Annotated in this window: 25 protein-coding genes; 15 read left to right on the forward strand and 10 right to left on the reverse strand. The window is 38.5% G+C overall.

All coding sequences use genetic code 11. From position 1 onward, the window contains the following. Positions 1 to 24: 24 nt before the first annotated feature. Entirely contained in the window at positions 25 to 234 is a 210-nt protein-coding gene (locus tag IQ236_RS20335) for an Hfq-related RNA-binding protein (RefSeq protein WP_193870976.1), read from the reverse strand. Between the two features lie 131 nt (positions 235 to 365). Between IQ236_RS20335 and dapF the strand changes: the two genes are divergently transcribed. Together dapF and IQ236_RS20345 are read left to right on the forward strand one after the other, a co-directional pair. Beyond that, entirely contained in the window at positions 366 to 1,211 is an 846-nt protein-coding gene (gene dapF / locus IQ236_RS20340) for a diaminopimelate epimerase (protein ID WP_193870977.1), read from the forward strand. A 44-nt stretch (positions 1,212 to 1,255) separates the two neighbouring features. Next, a complete protein-coding gene (locus tag IQ236_RS20345; RefSeq protein WP_193870978.1) occupies positions 1,256 to 2,404 on the forward strand; it encodes a hypothetical protein in 1,149 nt (382 codons plus the stop codon). Positions 2,405 to 2,484: 80 nt separating this feature from the next. On the opposite strand, the gene IQ236_RS20350 is transcribed toward IQ236_RS20345, so the two are convergent. Further along, on the reverse strand, positions 2,485 to 2,976 hold the full coding sequence (locus tag IQ236_RS20350; RefSeq protein ID WP_193870979.1) for a YajQ family cyclic di-GMP-binding protein: 492 nt from the start codon (positions 2,974 to 2,976) through the stop codon (positions 2,485 to 2,487). A 262-nt stretch (positions 2,977 to 3,238) separates the two neighbouring features. Next, positions 3,239 to 3,742, reverse strand: a complete 504-nt coding sequence (locus IQ236_RS20355) for a DNA recombination-mediator protein A (RefSeq protein WP_072721975.1) — start codon at positions 3,740 to 3,742, stop codon at positions 3,239 to 3,241. Between the two features lie 110 nt (positions 3,743 to 3,852). Between IQ236_RS20355 and IQ236_RS20360 the strand changes: the two genes are divergently transcribed. Further along, the gene (locus IQ236_RS20360) at positions 3,853 to 5,283 is read left to right on the forward strand and encodes a carotenoid oxygenase family protein (RefSeq protein WP_228041769.1); all 1,431 of its coding nucleotides are present in this window, start codon (positions 3,853 to 3,855) and stop codon (positions 5,281 to 5,283) included. A gap of 207 nt (positions 5,284 to 5,490) precedes the next feature. On the opposite strand, the gene IQ236_RS20365 is transcribed toward IQ236_RS20360, so the two are convergent. Both IQ236_RS20365 and IQ236_RS20370 read right to left on the reverse strand, forming a co-directional pair. Next, on the reverse strand, positions 5,491 to 5,907 hold the full coding sequence (locus tag IQ236_RS20365; RefSeq protein ID WP_193870981.1) for a KGK domain-containing protein: 417 nt from the start codon (positions 5,905 to 5,907) through the stop codon (positions 5,491 to 5,493). A gap of 184 nt (positions 5,908 to 6,091) precedes the next feature. Then, positions 6,092 to 8,497, reverse strand: a complete 2,406-nt coding sequence (locus IQ236_RS20370) for a dynamin family protein (protein ID WP_193870982.1) — start codon at positions 8,495 to 8,497, stop codon at positions 6,092 to 6,094. Positions 8,498 to 8,837: 340 nt separating this feature from the next. Here IQ236_RS20370 and IQ236_RS20375 point away from each other — a divergent pair, with 340 nt between their 5' ends. Then, positions 8,838 to 10,724: a methyl-accepting chemotaxis protein gene (locus tag IQ236_RS20375; protein WP_193870983.1), complete on the forward strand. Its 1,887-nt coding sequence runs from the start codon at positions 8,838 to 8,840 to the stop codon at positions 10,722 to 10,724. Between the two features lie 45 nt (positions 10,725 to 10,769). Here IQ236_RS20375 and IQ236_RS20380 read toward each other — a convergent pair whose 3' ends face one another. Continuing rightward, positions 10,770 to 13,004 carry a hybrid sensor histidine kinase/response regulator gene (locus IQ236_RS20380; RefSeq protein ID WP_407676162.1) on the reverse strand — a complete coding sequence of 745 codons (2,235 nt, stop codon included), beginning with the start codon at positions 13,002 to 13,004 and terminating at the stop codon, positions 10,770 to 10,772. A 266-nt stretch (positions 13,005 to 13,270) separates the two neighbouring features. Here IQ236_RS20380 and IQ236_RS20385 point away from each other — a divergent pair, with 266 nt between their 5' ends. Together IQ236_RS20385 and IQ236_RS20390 are read left to right on the forward strand one after the other, a co-directional pair. Continuing rightward, positions 13,271 to 13,873, forward strand: coding sequence for a superoxide dismutase (locus IQ236_RS20385; protein ID WP_193870984.1), 603 nt, complete (start codon positions 13,271 to 13,273; stop codon positions 13,871 to 13,873). Positions 13,874 to 13,956: 83 nt separating this feature from the next. Further along, on the forward strand, positions 13,957 to 14,166 hold the full coding sequence (locus IQ236_RS20390; RefSeq protein ID WP_193870985.1) for a hypothetical protein: 210 nt from the start codon (positions 13,957 to 13,959) through the stop codon (positions 14,164 to 14,166). 53 nt (positions 14,167 to 14,219) lie between these two features. Here the strand turns inward: IQ236_RS20390 and IQ236_RS20395 are convergent, their stop codons facing one another. After that, entirely contained in the window at positions 14,220 to 14,915 is a 696-nt protein-coding gene (locus IQ236_RS20395) for a Mo-dependent nitrogenase C-terminal domain-containing protein (RefSeq protein ID WP_193870986.1), read from the reverse strand. A gap of 213 nt (positions 14,916 to 15,128) precedes the next feature. Further along, positions 15,129 to 15,428 carry a 30S ribosomal protein PSRP-3 gene (locus IQ236_RS20400; RefSeq protein ID WP_072720109.1) on the reverse strand — a complete coding sequence of 100 codons (300 nt, stop codon included), beginning with the start codon at positions 15,426 to 15,428 and terminating at the stop codon, positions 15,129 to 15,131. Positions 15,429 to 15,585: 157 nt separating this feature from the next. Between IQ236_RS20400 and IQ236_RS20405 the strand changes: the two genes are divergently transcribed. The 7 genes from IQ236_RS20405 to IQ236_RS20435 all read left to right on the forward strand — a co-directional run bounded on the left by IQ236_RS20405 (position 15,586) and on the right by IQ236_RS20435 (position 22,532). After that, on the forward strand, positions 15,586 to 16,368 hold the full coding sequence (locus IQ236_RS20405; protein ID WP_193871000.1) for a TIGR01548 family HAD-type hydrolase: 783 nt from the start codon (positions 15,586 to 15,588) through the stop codon (positions 16,366 to 16,368). A gap of 50 nt (positions 16,369 to 16,418) precedes the next feature. Further along, positions 16,419 to 17,330, forward strand: a complete 912-nt coding sequence (locus IQ236_RS20410) for an alpha/beta hydrolase domain-containing protein (RefSeq protein ID WP_322744278.1) — start codon at positions 16,419 to 16,421, stop codon at positions 17,328 to 17,330. Positions 17,331 to 17,402: 72 nt separating this feature from the next. After that, positions 17,403 to 18,647 (forward strand): glycosyltransferase family protein, encoded by a 1,245-nt coding sequence (locus IQ236_RS20415; protein WP_193870987.1) that lies wholly within the window; start codon positions 17,403 to 17,405, stop codon positions 18,645 to 18,647. Positions 18,648 to 18,749: 102 nt separating this feature from the next. Continuing rightward, positions 18,750 to 19,928: a P-loop NTPase family protein gene (locus IQ236_RS20420; protein ID WP_193870988.1), complete on the forward strand. Its 1,179-nt coding sequence runs from the start codon at positions 18,750 to 18,752 to the stop codon at positions 19,926 to 19,928. Further along, complete coding sequence (locus tag IQ236_RS20425) at positions 19,925 to 21,487, forward strand: WD40 repeat domain-containing protein (RefSeq protein WP_193870989.1); 1,563 nt, start codon at positions 19,925 to 19,927, stop codon at positions 21,485 to 21,487. The genes IQ236_RS20420 and IQ236_RS20425 overlap by 4 nt, the downstream gene beginning before the upstream one ends. A 181-nt stretch (positions 21,488 to 21,668) precedes the next feature. Beyond that, positions 21,669 to 21,893: a hypothetical protein gene (locus IQ236_RS20430; RefSeq protein ID WP_193870990.1), complete on the forward strand. Its 225-nt coding sequence runs from the start codon at positions 21,669 to 21,671 to the stop codon at positions 21,891 to 21,893. A gap of 81 nt (positions 21,894 to 21,974) precedes the next feature. Further along, complete coding sequence (locus IQ236_RS20435; protein ID WP_193870991.1) at positions 21,975 to 22,532, forward strand: Uma2 family endonuclease; 558 nt, start codon at positions 21,975 to 21,977, stop codon at positions 22,530 to 22,532. Between the two features lie 19 nt (positions 22,533 to 22,551). Here IQ236_RS20435 and IQ236_RS20440 read toward each other — a convergent pair whose 3' ends face one another. Together IQ236_RS20440 and IQ236_RS20445 are read right to left on the reverse strand one after the other, a co-directional pair. Next, positions 22,552 to 23,481: a 2-hydroxyacid dehydrogenase gene (locus IQ236_RS20440; RefSeq protein WP_228041770.1), complete on the reverse strand. Its 930-nt coding sequence runs from the start codon at positions 23,479 to 23,481 to the stop codon at positions 22,552 to 22,554. A gap of 10 nt (positions 23,482 to 23,491) precedes the next feature. Continuing rightward, positions 23,492 to 24,112 carry a Uma2 family endonuclease gene (locus IQ236_RS20445; protein ID WP_193870992.1) on the reverse strand — a complete coding sequence of 207 codons (621 nt, stop codon included), beginning with the start codon at positions 24,110 to 24,112 and terminating at the stop codon, positions 23,492 to 23,494. 114 nt (positions 24,113 to 24,226) lie between these two features. Between IQ236_RS20445 and IQ236_RS20450 the strand changes: the two genes are divergently transcribed. Then, positions 24,227 to 24,547, forward strand: a complete 321-nt coding sequence (locus IQ236_RS20450; protein WP_072722768.1) for a hypothetical protein — start codon at positions 24,227 to 24,229, stop codon at positions 24,545 to 24,547. 56 nt (positions 24,548 to 24,603) lie between these two features. Further along, positions 24,604 to 25,566 carry a DUF362 domain-containing protein gene (locus IQ236_RS20455; protein WP_193870993.1) on the forward strand — a complete coding sequence of 321 codons (963 nt, stop codon included), beginning with the start codon at positions 24,604 to 24,606 and terminating at the stop codon, positions 25,564 to 25,566. Positions 25,567 to 25,602 lie beyond the last annotated feature (36 nt).

Raw genomic sequence — 25,602 nt, forward strand, 5'->3', positions numbered from 1 at the left:
CAAGGTCCCCCATCCCCTTGTCCCCTACTTGGGACGGATGAAGGCGATCGCATGACGGCCAATTAGGATTTGTTGGTTGTTTTGATCTTGTAAACAGAGACAGTTGGGGTCTTGCCAAAGAATGGTTCCTTCGAGAATATCATTGGTGAGGAGTTTGATTGCGACGGCGTTTTTATCCTTCGTATAGCTTTGAACTTTGCGAATGCTGGGTAAATCAGTATTGAATTCAGACATAAGGAGTTGTTTAAAAGTCAGCGTTACAAATCATAATAGGAAAGAGTGAGCCATCCCGGATTTCCAATCTGTTGCTCACCCGACTTCCAAGGTTAAAACGGATAATGTTAAGGATAGCAGTGGAGGCATCAATGACGATTCAATTTACGAAATATCACGGTTTAGGCAATGATTTTATCTTGATTGATAATCGTCATCAATCAGAACCCCTGATCACCCCAGAACAAGCCGTAGAACTGTGCGATCGCAATTTTGGCATTGGGGCCGATGGAGTCATCTTTGCCCTACCCGGAACCCCCACCACTGACTATACCATGAGAATTTTTAACTCTGATGGTTCCGAACCTCAGATGTGTGGGAATGGAATTCGCTGTTTAGCTAAATTTATTGCTGAATTAGAAAACCGTCAAGAAATCACCGACCCCGTGAGTTATAAAATCGATACCTTAGCGGGTGTGATTACCCCCCAGTTACAACTTGATGGTCAAGTTAAAGTGGATATGGGACAGCCACGACTGACGGCCAAAGAAATTCCGACAACCTTAGCCGCTGCTGATGAAAAAGTCGTTAATATTCCCTTAGAAGTGGCGGGACAGTCTTGGAATGTTACCTGTGTCAGTATGGGAAACCCCCACTGTATTACCTTTGTTGAGGATGTCTCGGCGATCAAACTTGGGGAAATCGGCCCTTTATTTGAACATCATTCTGTTTTTCCTGAACGGACAAATACTGAATTTATTCAAGTCGTGAACCGAAATTATATTAAAATGCGAGTCTGGGAACGAGGGGCGGGTGCAACTCTCGCTTGTGGAACTGGAGCTTGTGCCTCTGTGGTGGCTGGAGTTTTAACCGGAAATTGCGATTTTGTTGTTACAGTGGAATTACCCGGAGGTTGTCTTGACATTGAATGGTCAAATCACGATCAACATTTGTACATGACAGGGCCAGCACAACGGGTGTTTACAGGGGAATATTAAGCCTTAAAAATAACCTAACCTAGAAATTAAAAAGGTAAATAATTATGGGTGGAGGGATTTATCTCATTCAGGATGATGATCGGCTGGTGGAACTGATGGAACAGCCTTATGATTCTGAAGATCAAATACAAGAATTATTAGAAACCTATCCTAATCTTTTAGCTGGGGATGAAGTTGATCGGGTAACGTCTCGACGCTGGTTATTAATTGCACGAGATATTACCATTCCGGCTGAGGAAGATGATGGCAGTCGCTGGTCAGTTGATCACTTATTTTTGGATCAAGATTCTATCCCTACCATTGTTGTTGTTAAACGCAGTCGCAATGCGGAAGGGCGACAAAAAATGATCGGTCAAATGTTAGATTATGCGGCGAATTTAGCTTTATATTGGCCGATAGAATCTATTATTGCTCAATTTGAAGCCAACTGTCGAGAACAAGGTCGAGATCCCGAACAAGTCTTTGAAGAATTTCTCGGTTCTGATCTCAATGAAGATGGATTTTGGCAAAAAGTCAGAACGAATTTGCAAGCTGGAAAACTACGTTTAGTGTTTGTAGCGGATGATATTGCTAATCCCTTAAGACGGGTTGTAGAATTTCTGAATAAACAAACGGATTTAGTAGAAGTTTTAGCCTTAGAAATTAAACAATATGTCAGTCAAGAGGGCTTAAAAACGTTAGTTCCTCGATTAATTGGTCAAACCGCAGAAGCTCAACAAAAAAAATTGAGTGCGATGGGAGAACGCCGTCGTTGGGATGAAGTTTCCTTTTTTGAAGAATTCCAGGTACGTCGGGGTGGCGATGAAGCAGAAATGGCTGAAGAAATTCACAACTGGGCCAAACGTCAAGAACCTGAAGTTATCATTCAGTGGGGAACAGGAGATCTCTATGGAGGGTTTACCGCTTTACTACAATCTAAAGGTCGAAAACCTTTAAAATTATTTACCGTTGATATTTCAGGACGTTTAGAAATTTCGTCTAATAAATACGGTTCTCAACCTCCTTTTGATCAACAGGAAAAATGGTTAGAACTCAGAAATAAATTGAGTGCGATTGGTTTATCTCTTCCCCTAGAACGGACAGAATATCGAGAACCAACCCTACAGTTATCTAGCCTCCCAGATCAATCGGTCTTACAAGAAGTTCTTCACACCTTTGATTGGGTGATTGCAACGGTTAAAGGTGTATCCTAATCCCTCAATTGATCTTCCTGAAACTCTCAGGTTAAAAATTTAATTGATATCCGGTTTCCTGCTTGATCTTTATTACTCAATTATCGATAATTAGTAAACTGTAAAGCAGCCGGATAATCTTCTTGTTTGAGGCGTTGAATCACCAATTGTAAATCATCTTTAGATTTAGCCGTCACTCGAACAGAATCCCCTTGAATCGAAGCTTGAATTTTCTTAAACTCATCTTTAATTAACTTAGTGATTTGTTTCGCTACCTCTGAAGTTAAGCCTTTTCTGAGTTTAATTTCCTGTCTAACTCGATTCCCACTAGCGGATTCTACTTTGCCAAAATCAAAAATTTTTAAAGATAGATTCCGTTTGGCAGATTTTGTTTGTAAAATCGTATGAATAGCATCCAGGGTAAACTCACTATCGGTATTAATAACAATAGCAGTTTCCCCTAATTCTAGGGTAGTTTTTGTATCTTTCAAATCATAACGGCTTTTAATTTCCCGTTCGGTTTGATCAACCGCATTCACTAATTCCTGGCGATCAAAATCACTGACAACATCAAATGAATAAGTAGAAGCCATAATCAATTCAAAGGTTAACAACAAAACTTGAGTTATTTTATCCTAGACAAACCGGATTAAAACTCAGTTAACTCACAATCGATAAAATTCCTGTACAGATATGGCGATCGCCGTTTTTTGGGTAAAATTTAATCAATTTCAAAGATTATAGGCCCTGAAAAATCAGCATTTTACCCCAGTTTAACAACGATCGCCCTATCGGTTTCAAAGGCATTTTGATGCGCCCAAGTTTCCCATTGAGCATCATTAAGGGTTCCCCTTTTTAATCCAAATAAAACAGCGTCACAATTTTGCGCTGATTCTCCGCTTCTTCACAGGTGTTCAGGAGGGTAACACTTTCATGATAGGCAAAGCAAATTAACTGTTGACACCGCGAAATAATTTCTTGGTTACACAGTGCACTGGCTTCAGCTAAGGATAAATCATCCCCCTTGGGATTTTCCACAACATGAATGACCTGTTCTAGCTGTTTGCGAGATTCTCTCGGCTGACGCTTCATGCTTTGCGGCAAAATCACCGTTAACAAATTAGGGTCAGCCCGCATTGCTCCTTTTATAGCGGCCGAGTTCGTCCCCGTTGAACCGGATGTAATCAAATGATTGCCTTCTAAAACTAAGGCATAACTCATCATCTCGATTAGGTTCTGATGGGTTAGGGGAATATGACGGGAACCCAACAAAGCAATACGCTTGGAGCCAGTTTGTTGAATGGCTGCCAATTCTTCTAAAAAGTCATCTACTTTCGGCAGATTGATAGCTTGGTTCAAGGATAATTACAAAACATAATCAGGACAATCCTGTAGATTTTAGCAAATTCAGCGACAATTATTCGGAGTGTAACTAAAGTTTTAACCGGATGCTGTCCGGTGTGATTGTGATGATACAAACAACTCCTCAACCCACCTGGTCACAACAGTTTGCCACCCCTGCGGCTGAATTTCCCCCCACACCCTTACCCGTTTTGTCGGGAAAACTCCCCTCTGGTTTAAGGGGGTCTCTCTATCGCAATGGCCCCGGACGGTTGGAACGGGGCGGACGGCGAGTGGGACATTGGTTTGATGGCGATGGGGCTATTTTAGCGGTTCATTTCACCGACGCAGGCGCAACGGGAGTTTATCGTTATGTCAAAACCGCAGCCTATCAAGAGGAAGAACAGAAAAACCGTTTAATGTATGGGGGCTATGGAATGATCCCTGGTGGAAACCTTTGGGAACGCTTCACCAAACCGTTAAAAAATGCCGCCAATACTTCGGTTTTAGCCTTACCCAATAAATTATTAGCCTTGTGGGAAGGAGGGCAACCTCATGGGTTAGATTTACAAACTTTAGAAACGTGGGGACTCGATAACCTCACCGAGTTAACCGACAATATGCCCTATTCTGCCCATCCTAAAATTGATCCTGAAACGGGAGATATTTTTAATTTTGGGCAAGTTTTGGCAGGTGCACCTCAGTTAATGTTATATCGAAGCGATCGCACCGGAAAAATTATACAACACAATAAAATTCCTTTAGATGGGATTTGTTTAATTCATGATTTTGTCCTCGCGGGTCAATATTTAATTGTTGTGATTCCTCCCTTACGATTAAACCTATTACCTGTTTTGTTTCAGTTAAAACCTTTTAGTGAAGCATTTCAATGGCAACCTCAAAAAACTCCTACCCAAATTTTAATTATTGATCGTCATACCCTAAACTTAGTGAATCGAATTGAAACCGAACCTTGGTTTCAGTGGCATTTTAGTAATGGTTATGTTGAGGGAGATGGAACCGTTATAGTAGATTTTGCCCGTTTTCCCGATTTTCAAACCAATCAATATTTAAAAGAAGTCGCTACTGGAAAGACTCACACCCTATCGATATCAACGTTATGGCGGATGGTTTTACAACCCCAAACGGGTAAGCTCCTACAATTAGAAGAACTCTTAGACCGCCATTGTGAATTTCCCACCGTTTCCCCGCAAGAGGTTGGCAAAAAAGCGCACTATACCTATTTATCGATTCATCAACCTGGAGTTAATTCTGCGGTGGAAATGTTTGGTTCTATTGCACGATTTAACCCTCAAACCCAAAGGTTACAAGCAGCAAATTTAGGCGAAAATCGTTATCCGATGGAACCTCTTTTTGTTCACAATAAGGATAACCCCCAACAAGGATGGGTATTAACGGTTGTTTATGATGGTAATCAAAATTCTAGTGAAGTTTGGGTTTTTGATGCAGAACATTTAGATGCTGAACCTGTTTGTCGGTTAGGATTACCCAGTGTTGTTCCGAATGGATTTCATGGAACCTGGAAACCCGTAAGTTAAGTTTGTATAGCAATTGTAAATGAATTGTACACTCATAATGATCAAGATTATTAATCCTAAAAAAGGGACACAAATCCCAGTTTAGGGGCGAGGCGCGCCTCGCCCCTACGATGAATTAATTAGATTTTAAGTCATTTCTACAACTGATTTAGACTTGCTATATAGAGGGTAAAACTAAGATATCTCATGAAGAAACCCTATTTCTATTTAACTATTATTTTCTTGGTTTAATTTTTGACGAATCTCATCTAAGGATTTTGCTACTTTATTCCTTTCGTCTATTTCTTCTTCCTCATCATCTTCCTCTTCTTCCGGTTCTTCTGGACAGAATTCGAGAGTAACTTTCATTTTAAGTCTTCCGGGTTGCCATTCCTTCGCGCCTAACTTTAAAAGTTGGCACTCTTTTCCTTCTTCAAACCATTGTTTATCATGATTAAACCTATCTATAATCACATGAAATGATTTATTACATTGTTTATTGGCAAGTGATTCTATAATAGCTTGTGCACGTTCTTTCAAAGAATACTCAACATCTTGTTTTAGTCTTTTCACAAGACAAGTATAATTCCCAAACAACAGAACTTCATAATCTTCACAGTTTTTTACATCAACAACATCGCTCATAGTGATTAGTAACCTGATCAAATATTGACAAATTTATTATATAACTATGATAATATTTTGTCAATCTAAATATATTGTTGTATAGCCTAGAATTACTGATGACAGTATACATTAAAATTCAGTCTTCCCAAAAACCCGGTTTCTCGAAGAAACCGGGTTTTTAGAGAGGTAACGGGTCTAATCACTAAAAATCGAAACGCTCATCACTGACACTAGAATTAGAGATAGTTGGTAATAAATGTTCAAACAGTTGCATCGACTGTAAACAACTATTAATCGCCGAAACAAATTGATTATATTCCTCAATTTTTTGGTTTACTTCCGACTGAAATCGAGCATTCGTTTTGATTTTCTCCTCCGCTTCCTGTTCCAAGGTATTCTCTAAATAAGCTCGCGCTTGACTGTATTGCTGCATAATTTCTTCCCCTTGAATTTCCGTCATCGGTAATAACTGGGTTTTTAGGGTTTGGTTAACGGTTTGGCGGAAGGTTTGATTGATAGTTTCTGCAACTTTAGGTTCTAAATCTAACTTCAACAATTGACGAATAGCGGGTTCTGCATCAAGCATTGCTTTAATATCATAACTGGATGAGGTTTGTAATAAAGTTTGGCGAAATTGATAAATTGAAAATGTTCGTTCATCATAGAAGTTAGGACTTTCTCGTACATAGCGATCGCATTCCGTTTTAGCCATCGCAACTAACGCTTGATTAACCTCTTCTTCTAACCGTTTTAACCGCAGTTCTATTCCGCCATCATTTCCTAATAAACGATTGAGTTTGCGATAATATTCGGTCTTACGAACTCGTTCAACTAAACGACGGAAAAACCCCGCATTTACAGATTGAACCGCCTCCACTAAAATATCCTCTAATTGGTTTGCTAAAAAATATAATGCTTCGACTAAAACCGCTAATAACGGCGCAGTTGCATTCCGAGGATGGCTGAAGGTCGCACGACTATAAGCTTCTTTGACAGAAAAACTATCTAATAATTCATCTAAACGCCTCACCATCCGAGATTGTAATTGATTAAAATCCTGCTCAAACCCATCACATTTACTGGTAATAATGCGATTCACTTCTTCGGCGATATGATCTCGAAATTCCTGTCCGGCTTCTTGCAATTGTTGATTCAGCAGTTGTAATTCCTGGGCTTTCATCGATTCAATTTCACGGGGTTGACTGTCTAATTCCCGTTGAATTGATTCGTAATACTTCCGCAGGGGAATACAAATATCTTCTAAATCATCGGCTAGATTTTTAAACAGTTGGGGACGTTTTTCTTGGGTTAAATAGTAAGTAATGGCGGTACGAAAATCTTCAATTCCGCTATCTTTAATTAACTGATCAATCAGGGGTTGTCCCCAATCTGCTAAAATTCTCACATAGTTTTGGTTGGGAGATTCATAGCCATTAATGGTGACTCGAAATTGGAGCGGAAGTTTACGAGAACTACCACAATAGTTATTAAAAGCATAGACAAATTGAGGGGTTTCTTCTTCTCCCCCAAATCCTTTTATACTTTCAGCAAAAATACTATCTAATCCAAAGCGATCGCGTCCGGTTGTTGATTTAATTTGACTTCCATAAAACCCTAATAAGCCACTGGTTTTATAGACTCTGGTGGTATCCTGAAAATCCGAATAAATTAAGTTATCTAACCGTTGACGGAGTTGGGCGTTATACCAGGTTTCGTCAATGCGATTAAACACATAAAAAACGCGATCGCGGATACTGGGATTTTGACGAATTCGTTCTAAGAGTTCTGTCTCTTCTATTGTCATTTCTCCGGCTGATGCTGGTTTTAAAACACAGACCACCGCCGAGGTATCGGGATTCTCAATTTTCTGATAAGTTAATTGAGCGTCTTTCTCTACAGGCGCATCAATTCCAGGGGTGTCAATAATGACATTTCCATCTTGTAATAGGGGATGATAGCAATAGTATTCAATCCGTTTTAAGACTGCACTATTACTCCCCCGACGCGCATAACCCGCCGCTTCTTTGAGGTTAGAAAAGTTAAACTGTTCCATTGAATAAGTCGCATTATTCAGGGTGTGAATGCGATCGCGGTTTTCCACAAACCCTTTAATTAATAAATCTAAAGCCTTGGCTTTTTTGGCTCGTTCCGATTTATTCACGCCTCCTTCTTGCTGAATAATTTTGTCACATCCTTCTACTAATAAATCAATCACATCATTGCGATTAATATTAATATTAGAAGACAGTCCTAAAAGTTGACATAAAGCCGCGACTTGTTCGCGAATTTCGGCTTCACTTAAAAAGGTTAAAACCACCCGTTCTTGATCCGGTTCCGCATAGTCAATATAACATTCGGTTCCGGTGGCGTGTCCCTCTGCACTATATAATAATTCCCGTTCTAAAAGGGCATTAATTAACATCGATTTTCCCGCACTAAACGCCCCCGCAAACACAATTTCAAACTTGGGGGAAATCACTTTATTCAAAGATGCACGCACCGCCGTAATATCCTGTTGTCGCAGGGACGGTTCTTGATGCAGAAGTTTGACTAAGCCTTCAACCTGATGTTGTAGATTTTGGCACTGAGGCGAGAGTGGAGTATTCATGTGTACAACTCTAATTTAGATAAAAAATACCTTAGTTTAGATTATCCCTGAAAAGTGACAGCTTGGGTATCAAACGTTACTTTAATTTACAGTTTTAGTCTAAGTATAGCAATCCCAAATAGGTTGTAATAATTTAAAAGTGATATGAAACAGCTAGAAGTATTACCCCTGTTCCCAGTTAAGGTGTTCCCTTTTGATGGGTTTTATTACATTTGTTGTTTAACAAAAAAGGGAGTTATAAGAACAGATGTAAATAAATTTTAAACTTTTAGAGGTTAGTGAAAAGTATGATATAATACTCTTATAAAGGGTTTCAAAAATATCCAGTTCCAAAAAACGTATGTTTAACTTTCGATGGCCGGGAAAATCCCAAAACAAGTTTTTATATTTATTGATCGCCAGTATTCTTTTTCCCGTACTTGCGGTCAGTTCATTTAATATTATGAACTCCCGTGACTATTTAATAGATTCCGTTGTTCGCTCCATGAAAAATGAGGAACAAAATAGTGGGGAAACCCTCAATCTTTTTATGGGAAATTTTAAATCTGATATTTTATATTTAAGTGAAACCCCACCTATTCAAGGAATTGTTCGTGCTAGGGAGAACAAAGGCATTGATCCTGAAGATAAATCCACCTATGCCAATTGGATAGAGCGATTAACAATTATTTTTAAGTCTTTCCTGAGCAATCGACCTTATTATGATCAATTGAGATATTTAGATGAAGACGGAAATGAACTGTTGAGAGTCAAAGTTGCTAATGGTCAAGTTACAGTTGTTCCCCGAAAAGAGTTAAAAAACAAATCTTCATCGGACTACTTTCGACAAACTTTAAGCTTAAAACCGGGGCAAGTTTATGTTTCTCCTATTAACTTAAGTCGAGATAATGATCAAATTGAAATTCCTCATAAACCCATTATTCGCTATGGAGTTCCCATTTATAATCAATCCGGTGAGAAACGAGGAATTTTAGTTGCCAATATTTTAATTGAACGGTTGTTTGATCTCGCTGATAATGATAATTTAAGTTCAGAATTGCAACAACAATTTTTTGTAATCAATCAAGAGGGATATTACTTACGCCACCCCCTTTCCGAGAAACAGTGGGGGTTTGAATTCAATAAAAATCATAATTTTAAAACTGATTTTTCACAAGCTGTTGTTCAGCAAGTGCTATCGGGAGGCAATGGCTTGATTACAGATATTTCCGACTCAATTATGACTTATAATACCATCTTTCCAGATTCAGTTAATCGCAAAAATCCTTTTGTTTTAGTTTATGAAACTCCCAAATCTGTTGTTTTAAAACCTATCAATCAGTTTATTCAGATAGCTGTGATTGTTACTCTTGTGATTGGGGGATTTTTTGTATTTTTAGGAATCATTCTTTTAAAGAAATTAGTCAATTCTATTTTGGAAGTTGTCGGGGTTGTGACTTCCTTCTCCAGTCAGATTGTTTCCACGATTAATGAACAAGAACGGATTACCAATCAACAATTATCTTCCGTTCAAGAAACAACCGTTACAATGGATGAATTAAGTGCTTCCTCTCAACAGTCTGCTCAACAAGCAGAAGGGGCTGTTTTTGGTGCTCAACAAGCCTTAATTCGGGTAGAACAGGGAACAACAGCCATTCAAAAAGCGTTACAAGAAATGGAAAATTTGAAAATCAAAGTAGAATCTATTGCTGAAAAAATTGTGCAGTTAAGTGAACAAACCCATCAAATTGGTAGTGTTTCTGATGTGGTTAGTGATTTATCAAATCAAACCAATATGTTAGCGTTAAACGCCGCCGTTGAAGCGGTACGCGCTGGAGAACATGGAAAGGGATTTGCTGTGGTGGCGTCTGAAATTAGAAAACTCTCCGATGCGAGTCAAAAATCCAGCCAAAAAATTAATACCTTAGTCAATGATATTCAACGGATGATTCAAACAACAGTTGTGGTGACTGAAGAAGGAACAAAAAATGTTGAATCTGGGGTTCATGTGGCTCACCAAACGGCTCAAGTCTTTTCCGATGTGTCAAAATCAATGGAACAAATCGTCGAAAGTAGTCAACAAATTGCCTTAACGTCTAAACAGCAAGCCGTCGCCATTCAACAGGTTAATCAAGCGATGAATAATCTCACGCGAGGTGCCAATGAAACGGCTCTCGGTGTCAACCAAATTAAAAACGGAAGTGCAAAACTCAGTGATGCAACTCATAATTTAAAAGAAGTGTTATAAAGAAGTAATCGTATCGTTGGTGTTGTCAAACGGTTGGGAAATATCTTAATACTTCTTCTTCGATGAAGACCCCAGAAAAGATTTCACCAGAGACAGCATTAAGTCTAAATCTAAAGGTTTACTTAAATAGGCAGATGCACCGGCGGCTAGACAGCGTTCTCGGTCGCCTGCCATTGCCATTGCTGTCAGTGCAATAATCGGAACAGATTGCCACAGAGAATGGTTTTGAAGTTGACGCATCAGTTCTATCCCATCTATCTCTGGTAACTGCACATCCATTAAAATTAAATCGGGTAAGGATTTTTCAGTTACTAGGGGAGAATGAATGGCTTCTAACATAGTTTGACCATCACTAATTAATTCAACTCGATATCCCTCTAACTCTAAAATTTCCGAAACTAATAATTGATTAAAGGGTTGATCTTCCACGACTAAAATTCGAGGAATATTGGGATAATTCAGGTTAGAACTATCAGAAACATCAGATTTTTGAGCTTTAGATAAAGCTTGAGGTCGTCGATTCAGACTTAATTCTTCACGCATTTCGGTTAAAGGCAACCACACCCGAAATAAGCTGCCTCGATTCACCGTTGAACGAAAGGAAACGGTGCCGCCATGTAACTCCGCCAGTCGTTTAACTAATGCTAATCCTAACCCGGTTCCTTCATGGCGACGGGTTAAAGAAGAATCCACTTGTTGAAAGGGACGGAATAAAAGATGCCAACGCTCTTCGGGAATCCCAATCCCTGAGTCTTTTACCTCTAAACAAAGATAAGGTGTACTGGAATTTACCGGGGAACAATCTGGTCGATAATCTTGATCAATTTGGCTGCCATAAGCTAAAAATCCACTCAGTTTAATACTTCCTCCCTCTGGAGTAAATTTCACCGCATTAGACAATAAATTAATAATAATTTGTCGTACCCGTCGTTCATCTAAAAAGGCTTGATTTAATCGATAATCTAATTCTAAAGACATCGCCAACCGTTTTTTTTCAGCACGAGGCTGCATCATTTTTAAGCCTTCAGTGCACAGGCGATGAACATCGACAATTTGTAAATCAAGTTCGGTTTTTCCGGCTTCAATTTTGGATAAATCCAGAATATCGTTAATCAGTTGTAAGAGATGTTGACCACTTTTTTCAATCAGTTGAATGTGATGCAGTTGCCGTTCATTTAAAGTCCCTCCAATCTGGCGTTTAAGTAAGTCGGAAAATCCTAAAATACTATTGAGGGGAGTTCGCAGTTCATGGGACATGGACGCTAAAAACTCTGATTTCAGTTGAGAAGCGCGTTCTAAATCTTCGTTAATTTGACGCAGGCGAGTTTGTGCTTGTGTCCGTTCAATCGCCGCACCCAGCGTCCGACAGGCGGCGTCTAACATATCCCGTTGAGGATATTGTTGAAATCGGCTTAAGTCCCGTGATTCTAAGGTTAAAACCCCAATAATTTTTCCATTGGTCGCTGGGATGGGGAAAATTCCTAACTGACCGATTCCGGGAGAGCGAAAAGCAGGAACAGATTTAGGATGTTGAGCATAATTTTGCACAAAAATCGGTTGACCCGTTGCCACCACCTCCCATAATAAACCTTGACCAAATGGAATTCCATGCTTTAATATTTCCTGCATTAAAGCAATGGCAGGTTCTCCATAGGTGGCAATAAATTGACCCGAAATTTGATTCAGAATCGTTTCGGCTTGGCGATTTCTTCCCTCTCCATAAATGACTTTTACATCGCCAAAAGCCGCATTGATAACGGAAACTAAATAATTCAAGGCAAATTGAGCTACTTCTTGTAAATTATCAGAATCTTGTAAGCGTTCATTTAACCCTAATAAAAATTTTAATCGCTGAACTTCTGTATTTAAGTGGGTTTGAGAATTGCGATAATAAGTCACATCTCGGAACGTAAATAACCGACTGCCCTGGGGGGTTAAGGTACTTTCAACTTCTAAATAAATACCGTTACTTTGCTGAATACAAAAGGATAAATTCGGAAGTTCTGTTTGCTGCAAACAAGCTTTGAGTTGCTGACATTGTTGTTCACTCCAATAGCCCTGAGCAACCACTTCTGAACAAATCGTTTCTAAGGGAGGATGTTGAGTTAAAAAATTGAGAGATAATCCCCAAATTTCAGCTAATTTTTGATTAAATAATACTAAATGATGAGAAGAATTAAATAAAGCGATCGCATTATCAATCTGGTTTAAAATTAATTCTTGCTCTTCCCGTAACTGGTGGACATCCATTGTCAATGGCGGTTGGTCGCTATTACTCATCTCTTCAATCATGGTAATTCTGGGGAAGATATGGATAAAATTAGTTTTATTAAACTAATTTAACAAATCTTAATCATATTCGGTCAAAGTTGACCGTTGACGCTTAACCCTTTTTGTGTACAGACTCCCTCTAAGGGCAGATAATCCCCATTGTCTCAGAAAATCAACGACAAAAGGGCAAAATTATGTAATTTTTGATATAAAATCAAAACGATGTAAAGATTTGTTTAGAGTAACCTTTACCTACTTAGAGAGGATAGAACACAATGGCTTTTGAACTTCCGCCTTTACCCTATGCCCCCGATGCTTTAGAAGGAAGCAAAATGTCGGCGCAGACCTTTTCCTACCATCATGGTAAGCACCACGCGGCTTATGTTACGAATCTAAACAATCTGATCAAAGACACTGACCTGGCGGATAAATCCTTAGAAGACATTATCAAAGCCACGGCCAATGACCCCGCCAAAGTCGGAATCTTCAACAACGCCGCCCAGGTGTGGAATCATTCTTTCTTCTGGAATTGTATGAAACCCGGTGGGGGTGGTGAACCCACAGGAGATTTAGCCAACAAAATTAATCAAGATTTTGGCGGCTTTGACAAATTTGTAGCCGAATTCAAAAACGCTGCGGCGACTCAATTTGGAAGTGGTTGGGCTTGGTTAGTGCTGGAAAATGGCAAACTCAAAGTCACCAAAACGGCTAATGCGGCTAACCCAATGGTGGATGGGGCGACTCCGTTATTAACCTTAGATGTTTGGGAACACGCCTATTATCTGGACTTCCAAAACGCTAGACCGGGTTATATTGATAACTTCCTAAGCCAACTGGTGAATTGGGAATTTGTTGCCAGTAATTTAGCTTCTGCCTAATATAAAAGCTGGGAGTGGGGAAGGGATAATTTCTTCCCGATTCCCGGTTTTTAATTCTTTATTAATAAATTAAAATCCGAGTTATGAATAGTCAAGAATTAGCCCGATATATTGAAAGCACGGATAGTATTTCTAAACCTTGGTTATTAGTTCAATTACGTTTAAAAAAGCTTCAAGAACGTCGATCTGAAATTTCCCATGAAGAGTATATTCAAGAGTTAGCTCAACTGCATGAAGAGTTAATGAATTTGGGAGAATGGTGGTTAGGGATAGAAGATGAAGTATTTGGTTAGGTTAGGGAACAGATGTAGAGACGCGCCATGGCACGTCTCTACTGGGTTATTTTCTAACAATATTTAGAGATATCTTCCTGACATTCATCTGCTAAATAACACAACGCCCGGAAACGTAACCCGATAAATTGTTCATATAAAGGATTCAATTTGCACATCGGGGGAATATGAATAATCTTGCGCCCAAATATGGTGAGATCTCGTTCAAAAGGACACTGAGGCGGAATTAATTTACACACCGCATGAGCAACTTTAGAATCATGAATTTCTAAGTCGTCTAACCAATGTTTAACCGGGGAGAGAACATCCAAATGATGATCATCATGGCTATTTTGACTAATGCAAATTTCCCCTAACTCCCCCGATTGAATTTGGGATAAATCTTGTAAGGTTTTGCGTAAGGTATCTAACGCTTCTATTTTCAGGTTTAACGCTTGACAAAATTGATGGAGTAAATCATCCTCACAAATTGAATAAATCCCATCAGCTAAAGCCACCATTACCGCCGTTCTCAGGAAGTTTTCAGCCAGTTTAGGATGGGTTCCTAAAATAGCCCCTAATTCCTCTGGAGAAATGGGATCTAAACTGTCAACATTCGTGACAGCGACTAATTCATCATGGGTTAACGCATCAATTAACTCATGTTCTTCCTCGCCAAAACTTCCATCCGCCCAAGCCAGGGTTAACAGTCCCCGCATCCACGCCAGACTTTGTTCTGTGGTGTATGGAATTCGAGATGTGCTCGTCATAGGTTTTCCTCTTCGCCAAATCTCCTATGGTTCAGTCCCTGTTATTTTCCGTTGGGTTATGCGGAAAAACAAGACTAAGCTTTTGTGCTTATTCCTATGTTAGCTGCAACTCAAAGGAACCCAGTAAATTTTATCCATGCAAAACCAACGCCCAGCAGTCGCTATGGCGTTGGAGACTTCACACAATCAAAAATTAAATCAACGAGAAGGAGATCAGCTACTCCCGGTGAAGATAACTTCAGGAAATTTGCCTTGGGCTTCGCTCATGGGGCGATTTCTGCCCTCTTCTTGCCAATAATTGATCACTTCGGTTGCTTTATTGAGCAACTCAACTTGATCACCTTCAGAAATCCAACGTTTGGATTCCATTTCTGTTTTCAGTTGTTCCCAAGCATCGTTGCGAGGCCAGAAAAAGTAAGACGTTAAAGGACTTGTGCCTTTACCCACCACTTGATCCACCGCCAGCGCAACATTCTCATCCAGCCAGAGAACTTTTAGTACGAACCTTGACAATTACACCTCCAGGTCTATCCCAGGCTTAATTAAAAATATTACAATCCTCTATAATACCTGATCTTTTTCCAAATCCGCCAATACTTTGATTGAGATTTGCCGGAGTGTCCGGTTCAGGTGTAGCCTTGAGCATGATATAAGCTCAACGGAGTCAATGATGAAAACCGCTATTGTCGTTTTTGATATTGATGGAGTCATTCGGGATGTGGGAGGTTCCTATCGACGGGCTATTGCTGATACCGTCGAACAGTTTACAAACGGCGCCTATCGTCCCAGCCCCACCGATATTGATGCTCTCAAATCTGAGGGAATTTGGAATAATGATTGGGAAGCCTCTCAAGAATTAGTTTATCGTTATTTTGAAGCCCAAGGAAAAACCAGAACTGACATTTCCCTCAATTATCAACAACTAATTGATTTTTTCCAGTCCCGTTATCGAGGACTAGACCCCGAACAATGGACAGGTTATATTTGTTCAGAGCCCTTACTTTGTACCCCGAATTATTTTCAAAATTTAACTGAAAATCAGATGCTTTGGGGTTTCTTTAGTGGGGCGATGCGAGATGAAGCCCTCTATGTTTTGCAGGGTAAACTCAATTTAAGTTCCCTGGTTTTAAGGGCGATGGAAGATGTTCCGGGGAAACCTGACCCCACAGGATTATTTGAAGTCATTGCAGAATTAGAACCTGAAGAAAATGAACAAACCCCGGTTCTTTATGTTGGGGATACCGTAGCAGATTTGTATACTGTAACTAAAGCCAAACAACTGCAACCTGACCGTATTTGGGTCGGTGTGGGGGTGCTTCCGCCCCATATTCAACAAGCTGATTTAGAACGTCGTCAAGGGTATCAGCAAAACTTAGAAAAGGCGGGAGCAACCATTGTATTAAATCAATTAGAAGAATTAACTCCAGCCAAAATTAAGGAATTAATTTCTTAATTTAATTGCCCTTTTATTAAAAATCAACGTCAATATGGGTTTAACGTGCGGTGAAATTCCTTCTCAAAAATTGGTTTAATTTTTTCTCTAAAAATCCAGATTCAAACCCTTCTGCTATTCTTAAAGAGGGTTTTATTGATTCAGAAACGGGGCGGCATAGTTTGGATCGTCTCTATGAACAATTTGCTAAACCCCAAGTTAAAGGATTATTTGAACCCGATGCTCCTTCTATTTATATTAACCATAAAATCGGACAAAAGGTTTTAGGAGACTATATTATTGATCAAGTGTTTGAAGATAAAAAAACCGGATTTTATGCTGAGGGTCGTCTTCCCTTAAAAGCTAATCAGCCTCCGGTTTTAGTGATTCGTGGCTATGGGTCATGGTATCCGTTTTATCGAGTTATAGAAGATACACCCGATGTGTTTATTGCCAGTTGGGAAGCACAATTAAAATCCGCAGAGAAAAAAGGCGCGATCGCTTGGTTAAAACACCATACCCAACAAGGACAAAAACCCGATATGATTGGAGAAAGTTTAGGAGGAAAAGTGGCTCAACAAATTGTGATTAAATATTCTGATTATATTCGCTCAACGGTGACTTATAATTCATTAGGAATTTCACCGGAATTAGCAAAAACGACTGGAATTAATAACATTTTTCACTATTTTACATTAGGAGAACGTTATGCGTTTTGGGCAAATCGAGGCAGTTATCTCCCTGGTTATTGTTTTCAAATTTCTAAACGAGGAATGAATTGGGTTTATAAAATAGAAAATAAAATCATTGCCAAAGCCAAGCTTTCAGATCTTAAAAATCATGTTAAATCTCGTAATCTATCACAACTATTTTGGGTACTTTTAGCTCAAATTATCTTGCTTAAAAGACATAATGATATAATATTAAACCGTCGTTTTCCTGTTGTTGATATCATTAATTTGAATCAATTACAAAATATTTGATTTATAATAGTGAAGCCTTTTCTTTCTATTCCCAATTCCCAATTCGTAATTCGTAATTCGTAATTCGTAAATATGGAAAATAATATTGATATTTTAATCCTTTCTAATGGCCCTGGTGAAATTACAACTTGGGTACGTCCTGTTGTTCAAGCCTTACGAGAACAGCTACAATATCAACTGTTTAAAGCCAGAATTTCTTTAATATTATCTCCCTGTCCGAATGCAACCGGAAAAGAAGTTAATATTGCTCGTTCTTACCCAGAAATTGATCGAGTTCAAGGCGCAGAATATTTTTGGCAATTTTTGTTATTTCAAAAAACCGCAGAAAATTGGGACTGGTATCAAAAAGGTGTGGTTTTATTTTTAGGAGGAGATCAATTTTTTACCGTAGTTATTAGTAAACGCTTAGGCTATCGTAGCGTTATTTATGCCGAATGGGAAGCGCGTTGGTGGCGTTATATTAATCGTTTTGGGGTGATGAAATCTGAAATTTTAGAGACTATTCCCCAACCCTATAAAAGTAAATTAGAAGTCATCGGAGATTTAATGGCGGATGTAGCTTTATCGGCTTCTTCCTCTCCTATTTCTTCGGATATAATGATTGGATTATTACCCGGTTCTAAAGCAGCAAAATTGACTCAAGGTATCCCCTTAACCTTAGCCATTGTTGAATATTTACACCAAAAACGACCTAAAACTCGATTTATTATTCCTGTTGCACCTACCTTAGATTTACAAACCTTAGCTCGTTTTGCCGATCCTGAATATAACCCCATTATAGCAAAATTTGGCGGAATTTCAGCACAACTTCATTTAGGAGATCCAGCTTATTTAGAAACTCAAAACGGCATCAAAATAGAACTTTATACATCCTTTCCGGCTTATGATTTACTCTCAAACTGTCAAATTTGTTTAACCACAGTGGGAGCCAATACCGCCGAATTAGGAGCATTAGCTGTTCCCATGATTGTATTATTACCCACTCAACAATTAGATGCAATGCGTTCTTGGGATGGGATACCCGGAATATTAGCGAATTTACCCGGTTTAGGATCTATTTTTGCTAAAGTTATTAATCAATTCGTGTTAAAACAAGGTAAACTATTTGCATGGCCGAATATTTGGGCAAAACAGGAAATTGTACCCGAATTAGTCGGAGAACTCCAACCCGAAGATATCGCTAATTTAGTCTTAAATTATTTAGACCATCCTGAACAATTAGAAGCCATGGGCCAGCGTTTACGACAAGTGAGAGGGAAACCCGGAGCAGCCCAAAAATTAGCAACTATTATCGTTAAATTCTGTAATTTAGAATAATCAGATGATGATTTTTTTAGCTGGATTTTATGGTATTATATCCGACAAATGCTAAATCAAGGGACGCAACAGCAACCTTGAGGATTTACTTCACGGAGTCGCATGAATACTTATTCAATTATTATGTTAGGGCCTACTGCTTCAGGAAAAACCGTTTTCCTGGCTAGTTTATATAAAAAGTTATCAACACAGGGAGATGCGGGTTTTTTTCTGGAAGTAGATAATGGAGAAACGGGAAATCGCTTACATGATCTTTACTCAGAAATTGTCTTTGGTGAAGACTGGCCAAAACCAACTTTCCCGAATGAAATACCTGAATGGACTTTTACTTGTCGAGTCCAAACAAAAAATTTACCCATTTATTCAGCTTGCAGATTTACTTACATTGATTATGCAGGAGGTAGAATAACAGATTATACGGAAAAAGAAAACCAGGAATTTTACGACAGGCTACAAAATGCAGATATCATGCTGGGATTGTTAGATGGTCAGCGTATTATTTCGTTAATGCAGCATGGAACATTGGGTAATATTTGGGCAATTAATGAACTCCCTAAAATGCTGAGTCTTATGCAAAAATTTGGAAAACCGATTCAGTTTGTTATTAGTAAATGGGATATTGTTGAGGATAAATATTCGCTTCAGGAAGTTTTAGATCTTTTATTAAGTATCGATGAGTTTAAAAACTTAGTACAGACTTGTCAAAAAGCAGAAGTTCCCATTCATTTAATTCCGGTTAGTGCTGTGGGTAAAGGTTTTGCCACACTGCAACCTGACGGAAGTATGTTAAAAACGCCAGGCGTTTTACCTAAACCGTTTCAAGTTGAATTACCTTTAGCTTGTGTTTTACCTGATTTAATTCAAGCTGAATATTATAGGCTAGAACGACAAAAAAAGGAGATGGAAGAAATTGATATAAACGTAAATTATAACCCCAATTTTTTTGAACAAGTTGGTCAAATTGTTGGTGAAGGTCTAAAATTTGTTGCCGGACTTGTACCAGATGTTGTTGAAACCTTTTTACCTAAAAAATATAATTTTTTTCCTACAGAGTCTTTGCAGAAAATGATTAATTTGGCAGCAAAATTAGCTCAATCATCTGCCAACCAAAAACAAGAACTCGCTCAAAGAAGATCTGAAGAACTACGTCAAGAACGTGAACAAACATTGGCACAAGTTACAGATGAACAAACCGCTTTAACTTATGCCTTAGATTGTTTTTTACTTCTGCAAACTGAACTTTATAAAAATTTCCCTGAATCTAAAATTGAATTACCATGAATTATACACCAGCTTGGTCATTTTTAGTCAGTCGTAATCAATACCTGGATTACAGAACAATTGTTGCTCCTGATTTTATCTGTAATGCGGATGTTTCTATTATTTTGGCAAAAGTGGCAATAGGAGAGGTTTCAAAGCCTGAAACTGCTTATTATCAAGAAATTGATCATCCTTCCGTTGGAAAATTAACCTTGATTTTCCGAGTTATTTTAGCAACAGGTGATAATACAGGTTTGCCTAAAACTGGGGTTTTAACCGATGGTTTTGGTCGAAAAATTCGTTTAATTGAAGGGATTGTTATTAAAGAATTTCAACCTAATTTTAGGTTAAGTCAAACAACGTTAGAGGAGATTCATGAACCTCTGATGGAATGTTATCGTAAATTTTGGGAAATTATTAATCCCGTTCCTGCTAAACCTTCTGAAGTTTTTAAGTTAACTAACCTTGAACAAAAGGAAGGGAGCTTGCAATATATTACGCTTAATCGTTATATTGAACAATCTGAACCTTCATCTCAGGGAACTCGCCAAAAATCAACGGTTAGCAAAAAATGGCAAGTAGAACAAATGCTAGAGTGTGATAGTGAAATTTGTTCTATTGTTAGCTTTTCGGATGGAAATCGTATAGCAGTAGGTTGTGATCAAGAAATTATTGTTTATGATTTGTTAAATAAAGGGAAAATTAAGCGATTTTCGGGTTCAAAAATGACACCTGGCTTTAAATTTCCTACACCCATCGCTCTGAGTCCAACAGAAGAATTTATTGTTAGTGCTATGGTTGGAGGGTTAGAAGTAAATCTGATTCAACTCTGGGATATTAAAAACCTAGAAGAAAAAAGTCCAGAAGAAAAAAAACCTAAAACTTTAGCAGAGTATGGAGGAATCTTTGATTTAAAAGACTCATTTTTCAATCGTTTTGGGAGAACAGAAAAAGCTTCAATTCGAGTTAAAGCAGTGGCGTTAACCCCTGATGGTAAATTTGCAATTAGCAGCACTATTAATGGTAACATCAAGCTTTGGGATACTCAAGAAGAAAATTTAGAAATCGTAGAATTTTCGAGTCATTCCAAGCAAATTTCTGCTTTAGCGGTTGATAATCATAACTTTATTTTAGCCAGTGGCGATGTTGATGGTTATATAATATTCTGGAATTTAAGAACCCTGAGCAAAAAAGAAATTATGACGCGACGGATTCCACAACAAGCGATTAACGCATTAGCCTTTAGTCCTGATGGTAAAATGTTAGCGAGTGGGACTGATCAGGGAAAAATTAAACTTTGGGATACTAAAAATTGGGAAGAGTATTCAGTCAATTGGCAGCATTCTGAAGCGATTAATACATTAGCATTTAGTCCTGATAGTTGTTTATTAGCGAGTGGTTCTAATGATCATAAAATTGGACTTTGGGATGTAAAAGATCAACAATCCAAAGAAAAATATTTACTAGAAGCCCATACTGATGCTGTTACCGCAGTTGTATTTACCCCTGATGGTCAAAAGCTAATTAGCGGGGGAAAAGACCGTAAAATTAGAGTGTGGCAACCTGTTAATTTGAGGTAGAGCCTCAAAGTTAGCATTGTAATGCAGAGCATTGGAACAAGGAAATTGGCATTTTTATGGGAGTTTATGTGGTATTTTTTAGGAAAATAATCTTGATTATTATGAGTGTACAATCCATTTAGACTTGCTATATCTTCCTCAAAATGTTATAATTAAACTAGCAATTTTTATATGATTAGTTATGTCCGAAGGATTACAAACCTCAAGGCTTCAACAAGCATTAGATAAAGTAGAAGCACTCTCAATTGAGGAACAAAACTTCATCGTTGAAATCTTAGTTAAGCGCCTACAGAGAAACCGTCGAGAACAACTACTCCAAGAAATTCAAGAAGTTCGACAGGAAGTGGCAGAAGGCTTGATTACAGTGGGTTCTGTAGATGATTTTCTTCGGGAGTTAGAGACTTGAGAAAAATTGCTTGGACTCCCAAATCTCTAAGAGCTTACAAACGATATTATTAAACCATAAACCCATTTGAGCAATCAACTGATGGTAACAATCAAAACTCAACTTACTCTCGATGAATTTCTCACCCTTCCTGAAACCGACTTAAATTATGAATTGATTAATGGAGAAGCAATTCCCAAAATACCACCCAAACGTTTTCATTCTCGAATTAGAGGAACTTTATGTACCCTCTTAACTCAATGGTGTCAAAATCAAGGAGAAATTGGCATAGAATGGGCGGTTATTCTCAAAAAAAATAATCGAGATTGGGTTCCAATTCCTGATTTACTTTATATTTCCTATAGTCGTCTACCTTTAGACCGATTTATTGATGAGGCTTGTCCTGTTCCCCCTGAATTAGTAATAGAAATTATATCACCGGATCAAACCTTTGGCCAAATGAGTGAAAAAGCGATTGATTATCTCAATGCTGGAGTATTGAGGGTTTGGGTTATTGACCCGAAAGCTAAAACCATTACTATTTTTTATCCCGATGCACCACCTCAAACAAAACGAGATGAGGCAATTTTAACAGATAATTTATTAGAAGGATTGCAACTCACGCCTCTGCAAGTTTTTCAACAAGCCGGAATTGTTTAAAATCATTGTATCTAGTCAATTAATATCCTCTGGATACATCAACGGTATTCTTTAATAATAATCCCCCTTGACTTTTGTTAATCGCCTCAATAATTTGAGGTGCTACACAAGCCGGAATAGTTTTAGCCGCAATATGAGGAGTTATAATAATTTGGGGATGGGCCCAAAACGGATGATTTTTCGGTAAGGGTTCAATTTGAAAAACATCCAAACAAGCACCGGAAAGTTGACCGGATTTTAAAGCATTTAATAAATCTTCTTCAACTAAATGTTTCCCCCGTGCTACATTAATTAAATAGGCGCCTTGAGGTAAAGCTGAAAAGGTATTTTGATTTAAAATTCCTTCGGTTTTTGGGGTTAAAGGTAACAAACACACTAATATCTCACATTCACTTAAAAATAACTTAAATTCTTCCTCACCTAAAAAACAATTAATATTGTCTAAAACTTTAGGGGTTCGACTCCAACCTCTCACCGAAAATCCCATCATCTTGAGTTTTTGAGCAATATCTAAACCCAAAACTCCTAACCCTAAAATTCCAACGGTACAATTAGCTGTATTTCTAGGAGATAATCCTTGCCATACCCCTTGACTTTGTTGAGTTTTATAAGCTATCAATTGACGATGATACTGCAAAACCGCTAATAAAATATATTCCGACATTTGCGAAGTTAAAGACTCATCGACTAACCGCACAATTGGAATATCAGGGGGTAAATTCGGATCTCGTAAAATATGATCAACACCTGCACCTGTTGAGATAATAACGTTTAAATTAGGGAATTTTTCAATTACTCCCAATGGGTGCATCCACGCTAAAATTGCATCAATCTCTGCTAAATTTTCAACATCAGGATAAACCTCAATCTTTAACTGCGGTTGATAAGTTTGGAGTGCAGAAATCCAAACTTCAGGATTTTCAAATTCTCCTAATAATAGTAATGTCATTGCTGATTTCCTAAACCGTCATTAACCATTTCTGAAACTCCCGACGCACGGCAACCCGCCCGGATTTGATATTATTTTTAATAATTTGCGGTAAACCTTCTAGGGCTATTTCAGGAAATACGAAACTGTGAGAAATTTGTTGATATTCTCCCTCGTTTAACTGATAAATTTTCAATTTATTTTCATCACAGCGCCAAACTTCAGGAATCCCTAAACGGGCATAGAGAGAACGTCTGGAAAGAGATTTATAAGTTAAATCAATTTCCAAAACTAAATCCGGGGGAGGATTTTCAGGTAAACTAATCGTCAATAGTTTTTCAATCCTAGGTAAATTTTGAATATAAAAACAACTATCCACTTCTAAACTAATTTTTAAATCGGGTCTTTGCCAAAGGGCGAACCCTAAACCCCGATAATTAATATTGTATAAATCCAATAAAGCAATAATAAATTCTTCTAAAATTTCACGATACTCTTGATGGAGAGGCGAGGGAGTAATCAGTTCCAAACGCCCATTATCATAGGTGAGTAAAGTCTCTCCATTTTTTTGCCGTTTAAAAATAATCGTTTCTAAATCCTGCCAAGGGACATTCTCCAGAAAGATATTACCAGGATGAGGAGATTTAGACATTCTCGCAATCAAAAAAGTGAACAACTAAGATTAATATTATTCTATATCGATCTAAGATAAGGTGGGAACGTTCAATTCCTTGGTGAAATTGCCCCATTTAGGAGAAGTTGACCTATGCCCAAAGGGTCTTTTGCAGAATACAATGCGACCACAGCAACGCAAATCACCTTTTATTATGACAACGGCCATGACGAAACCTTTAGCATTCCCATTCCCTCGGCGGAATTAGCCCCCCTACTTTCCCAACTCTTAAATCAAGCTTGGCTGACCTTTCATCTGGTTGATCAAACGGTCATGATTAATATGGCAAAAGTGGAAAAAGTCGAGTTGAAACCCCCAGTTATGGAACTAGAAGGAGAGGGAATTTTCCTGAATTCTCAACGGGTAACCGCCCTGCATCGGGGTGCAGTCGGTCGTTTCAAAGTTACTGAATAACTCAACTTGTGCCATCTTACTTCATAGATTAAATCATCCTATAGGATTCCAGATTTATGCCAACTGTGTCTTTAATTCGGGCTAATTCTTATCACCTTCAAGCCCTAGAAACGTCCTTGAAAACATTACTGGAACCCTGGGGCGACATAACAGCCTTTGTAAAATCGGGCGATCGCGTTCTTCTCAAACCCAATTTATTAACGGGAAGTCGTCCTACAAAAGAATGCGTTACTCGACCGGAATTGGTGGCTGCCGTTGCTAAACTGGTGATTGAGGCGGGAGGAAAACCCTTTTTAGGGGATAGTCCCGCCTTTGGGAGTGCTTTGGGAGTCGCCCTGAAGAATGGTTATTTACCCTTGATTGAATCGTTAAATTTGCCGATTGTAGAATTTCAGGGGAAACGTTATCAAACTGTTAGTGAAGGGTTTGATCATTTACGCTTAAGTAAAGAAGCGATGGAAGCGGATGTGGTGATTAATTTACCCAAACTAAAATCCCACGTTCAACTTACCCTAACAATGGGAGTTAAAAACCTCTTTGGTTGTGTCCCCGGAAAAATGAAAGCTTGGTGGCATTTAGAAGCCGGAAAAGATGTTAATCGGTTTGGGGAAATGTTAGTAGAAACCGCTAGAGCCATTAACCCTAATTTAACGATTTTAGATGCTATTATCGGTCATGAAGGTAATGGCCCTAGTGGAGGCGAACCTCGTGAATTAGGGATTTTAGCCGCTTCTGATCACGTTTTTTCCCTCGATAGAACAATTGTTGATCTGATCCAGGTTGATCCGAGTTTGGTTCCCACTGTTGCCGCTTCTCAACGATTGGGATTATGTTCTGAATTAACAGACATTAATTATCCCTTATTAACTCCCAAAGAATTACAAGTTTCCGACTGGAAATTACCCGACGCTTTAGTTCCCATCGATTTTGGTTTACCTCGTGTCTTAAAATCCACTTTCCGACATTTTTATATTCGCTGGATTAAAGAACCGATGGCAACTTATACCCAAAAACAGTAATCAGTAATCAGTAATCAGTTATCAGTTATCAGTTAT

Source organism: Planktothrix mougeotii LEGE 06226, assembly GCF_015207485.1.
In the GTDB taxonomy this organism is placed as follows: Bacteria; Cyanobacteriota; Cyanobacteriia; order Cyanobacteriales; family Microcoleaceae; genus Planktothrix.